This is a genomic window from Phaeobacter sp. HF9A, from assembly GCF_011806385.1.
Classification (GTDB): Bacteria; Pseudomonadota; Alphaproteobacteria; order Rhodobacterales; family Rhodobacteraceae; genus Epibacterium.
Map to the genome: position 1 here is coordinate 1 of NZ_JAATOX010000203.1, position 3,884 is coordinate 3,884.

A 3,884-nucleotide genomic window follows, 5' to 3' on the forward strand; every position below is an offset into this window, starting at 1 on the left:
TCATCTTTTCCAAAATATCCCGGAGCGCGAGGCAGGGCCTCGCCTGGCCGCGATAGCGGCTAATCCTGTGCAGGGCCGCTTTGGCCCTGCACCATATTCATAGGGGGCAGGCGGGGATCTGGCTCAGAGCTCGATCCGAAAACGGGCGAAACCGTCGGGGCCATCGCCTGCCGGGCTGATGCTGACACCGGGCACCGCATCCGCATAGGCGGCTGCTTTCGGGCCGGTTTCAAACAGCACAGAGGTGCCGGGCAGGGCGCTAAAGCGCCAGTTGCCGTCCGCCTTCGGGCTGATCGTGCCCTGGTCCACGATATAGCGTACGATCACGTCGCGGTTGGTATCGGGGCCTTCAAACACCACGGTATCGCCCTTGGCACCGGGGAAATCGCCGCCACCGCCTGCGCGATAGTTATTGGTGGCGACGATGAACTCCTGGTCGGGATCAATCGGCGCGCCATTGAACATCAGGTTCACGATCCGGTTGGCCTCGGGGTGTTCCAACTCGCCCTTGGTGGAAAACTTCGAGGGCTGGCTCAGGTCGATCTCATAGGTGACCCCATCCATCACATCAAAGTTATAGGAGGGGAACGCCGGGTTCAGCAGGGGCTGATCGGCCTTGCCGGGCTCGATCTGGTTGAAGATCCCGGCGGAGCGCTCCAGCCAATCCTTGACCTGCGCGCCGGTCACTTTCACTGCGCGCACCGTATTGGGATAGAGATAGAGATCGGCCACGTTCTTGATCGCCACATCGCCAACGGAGACATCGGTGTAATAGTCCGGCCCACCCCGACCACCTGCCTTGAAGGGCGCCGCGGCAGAGAGGATCGGCAGCCCCTCGTATTCGGTGCCCTTCATCATCTGGGAGATATACCAGATCTGGGCGATCGACACGATCTGCACGGAGGGATCATCGGCGACCAGCGCGAAATAGCTGTGCAGCGGCGCATCGGTCTTGCCCACGGCGCGGCGCACATAGGCCAGCGTCGCGTCATGTTCGGCCTGAACCGACTCAAGCACCGGCTGGCTGCTTTCGACCAGCGCTGTCACCGAGCGATCTTCGTTGCGTTTGGAGATCGGGCGGGCCTCGGAGGCATGGCCGACCACACGCCAGCCATTGCCGTCGCGTTCCAGCATCAGGTCAATAAGCCCCATATGGCTGCCCCAATAGCCGCCCATAACCGCAGGCGTGCCGTGGATCGTGCCTTTGTCCGCATCCACCCCGGCGAAATCGGCGTAGGTGGAGGAGGGGAAGACCAGATGGCTGTGGCCGGTCATGATCGCGTCGATGCCCTCGACCATGGCGAGCGGCACCGAAGCGTTCTCCATCCCGTCGGTCAGATCGGCGGCGCCAATGCCGGAATGCGACAGGGCGATAATGATATCGGCGCCTTTTTCCTTCATCTCGGGGACATAGGCGCGGGCGGCCTCGACGATGTCGCGCGCCTGCACATTGCCCTCAAGATGCTTGCGGTCCCAGTTCATCACCTGCGGCGGCACGAAGCCGATGATGCCGATCTTGATCGGATGGCGGTTGCCTGCACCATCGGTCAACTCGCGATCAAGCAGCACATAGGGCGGCAGCAGCGTCTCATCCTCGCGCGGGGTGGCGCCGGTGCTCTTGGCGATATTGGCGCAGACCACCGGGAAGCCGGCCCCGGCCAGCGATTTCATCAGGAAAGAGAGCCCGTAGTTGAACTCGTGATTGCCGAGCGTCGAGGCATCATAGCCCACAGTGTTCATCGCGGTGATCACCGGATGCATGTCGCCTTCTTTCATGCCGCGTTCATAGGCGATGTAATCGCCCATCGGGTTCCCTTGAAGAAAATCGCCATTGTCGAGCAGGAGCGAGTTTGTTGCCTCGGCCCGGATATCGCCAATCAGCGAAGCGGTGCGCGCAAGCCCCACGGTATCGACAGGGCGGTCGCTGTAATAATCATAGGGGAATACATGCACGTGCAGGTCTGTGGTCTCCATCAGGCGCAAATGAACCTGACCCGCGGCGGCCTGAACAGAGAAAGGGTGCAGAGCGATGAATCCAGCGCTGCTGGCAAGAAATGAACGACGAGAAAGGGAAATGGGCATGATGCTCCTCCTGAGTGGTGATGACCCCGGAACGGGGGCTGGCAACTGACCTAGTCAATTCATGTGACGGGCATGTTGCAAAGCAAAGCTTTTGTCGAGCCGCTGGTCAAATATTTCTATGCGTGACTGAGGGATAGCCCAGTTTCAGGCCCTCAGTCCGCCTGCATGTTCAGCGGCTCTTTCGCAAGGTTTCGCGGGGGCGGGGCCTGGGCCTAGCGCAAACCGGTTTCCTTCAGCATTCCGCGCCGCTTGGCCTCGTAGTAGTAGCCCCGGGAATAGTGCTTGACCGCCATGTCCTGACTGCCATCGGCCAGCAACCAGGCGCCGCGCAGGTAGCGCACCGCATATTTCAGGTTGGTATCGGCATCGAGCAGATCTTGTGGTTGGCCCTTGAAGCCCATCGACCGCGCCGTCGCCGGAAGGATCTGCAACAGCCCGTAATAGGGCCGGTTCGTGGCCTCGGGGCGATGGGTGCTCTCGCGCACGGCCAGGCGATGCACCAGGCTGCGGGGGACCTCATAGTGATCCGCCCAATAGTTGATCTTCTTGCGAAGCGTTGGCGTTTCATTGGGGTAGAGGGGGGGATTGTACTTTCTCGCGACATCTTCGCTGCGTGCACAGCCGGCCGTGACAGCGACCGGCAGGAGGGCGAGGGAGTGCATAAAATGACGCCGATTCATATTGGGCTTTCGAATCTGTTTTCACCCTAGCCTAACGGGAACGCCGCCCCGGACAAGCGCCACGCGAACCAGGGGCGGAGCTTTGCCGATGTTGCGGCGATGGGGGCGGGGCTGATCCTAGCAGAGCCCCAGCAGCGCGTCGCGATAGGCGCCTGCGTGGCGCTCTTTTTCGCCGGTGCAATGCGCGCTTGCGGAGCCAGCAGGAGGCAGCGGGTAAGAGACCGCCTGCGTGCGGCCTTTCTGAACATAGGAAGGCGCGCAGCTGGCCAGCGGTAAAATGCTCAGGGCAGCGAGCAGGAGAGAGAATTTTGTCATGAGAGTCCTTTCAGTATTTCAAAGGGTTATCCGGCACCGCGGCTGCGGTAAATACAGGGGTGAAATAGGGGGCGAGAACGCTCAAGTGAAGCGAAAGTTTTAGATGCTAGATAAACAAAATTAAGGTTAGTTTTTGTCGATTAGGGATATATTCAGTTCGGTAAAAGTTTTGCGATCTTCGCCCTCTGCGTTAATGACTTGGTAAGATGATTTATGCCAATGTCACGGTGCATCTGGTAACGGATGGCGCGGACGCTGCAAAGCGGGAAGCAGGTTTAGGACGGGACCACTCGCCCCCCGTGTAACGGGGTAACCTGAATACAGGACAGAATAAAAATAACTGTCCAGCCATTATTAAAGGTGCTATATGTCCAGCATTCTGACCAACAACGGCGCAATGGTTGCGCTGCAAACTCTGAAATCCGTCAATGACGATCTGAACAAAACTCAGACCAATATTTCGACCGGTAAAGAAGTCGGTTCCGCAAAAGACAACTCCGCTGTCTGGGCGATTTCCAAAACCATGGAATCCGACATCGCGGGTTTTGAATCGATCGAAGAAGGTCTCGCCGTGGGTGAAGCCACCGTTGCGGTTGCTTCCGCCGGCGCAGAGCAGATCGTGGAAAAACTGACCGAGATGAAAGAGCTGATCGTCTCCGGCCAGTCGGAAACAGCCGACCACGCCAAGATCCAGGAAGACATCGACTCCAAGGTCGAGCAGATCGACGCTATCATCAATGCCGCGCAATTCAACGGCGCCAACCTGCTGAAGTTTGATGTTGATGGAAATGGCGCAACCGGTGTGGG

4 protein-coding genes are annotated in these 3,884 nt (G+C 59.1%); 1 reads left to right on the forward strand and 3 read right to left on the reverse strand.

What is annotated here, in order from left to right; all coding sequences use genetic code 11:
• Nucleotides 1-123: 123 nt before the first annotated feature.
• From HCZ87_RS20090 to HCZ87_RS20100, 3 genes are all read right to left on the reverse strand, one after another.
• The gene (locus HCZ87_RS20090; RefSeq protein ID WP_167646807.1) at nucleotides 124-2,082 is read right to left on the reverse strand and encodes a bifunctional 2',3'-cyclic-nucleotide 2'-phosphodiesterase/3'-nucleotidase; all 1,959 of its coding nucleotides are present in this window, start codon (nucleotides 2,080-2,082) and stop codon (nucleotides 124-126) included.
• Nucleotides 2,083-2,294: 212 nt separating this feature from the next.
• Nucleotides 2,295-2,762, reverse strand: coding sequence for a lytic transglycosylase domain-containing protein (locus tag HCZ87_RS20095; RefSeq protein ID WP_167646809.1), 468 nt, complete (start codon nucleotides 2,760-2,762; stop codon nucleotides 2,295-2,297).
• A 117-nt stretch (nucleotides 2,763-2,879) separates the two neighbouring features.
• A complete protein-coding gene (locus tag HCZ87_RS20100) occupies nucleotides 2,880-3,077 on the reverse strand; it encodes a hypothetical protein (RefSeq protein WP_167646811.1) in 198 nt (65 codons plus the stop codon).
• Between the two features lie 367 nt (nucleotides 3,078-3,444).
• Between HCZ87_RS20100 and HCZ87_RS20105 the strand changes: the two genes are divergently transcribed.
• Nucleotides 3,445-3,884 (forward strand): flagellin (locus HCZ87_RS20105; protein ID WP_368484155.1); only part of this gene is annotated, 440 nt, incomplete at its 3' end.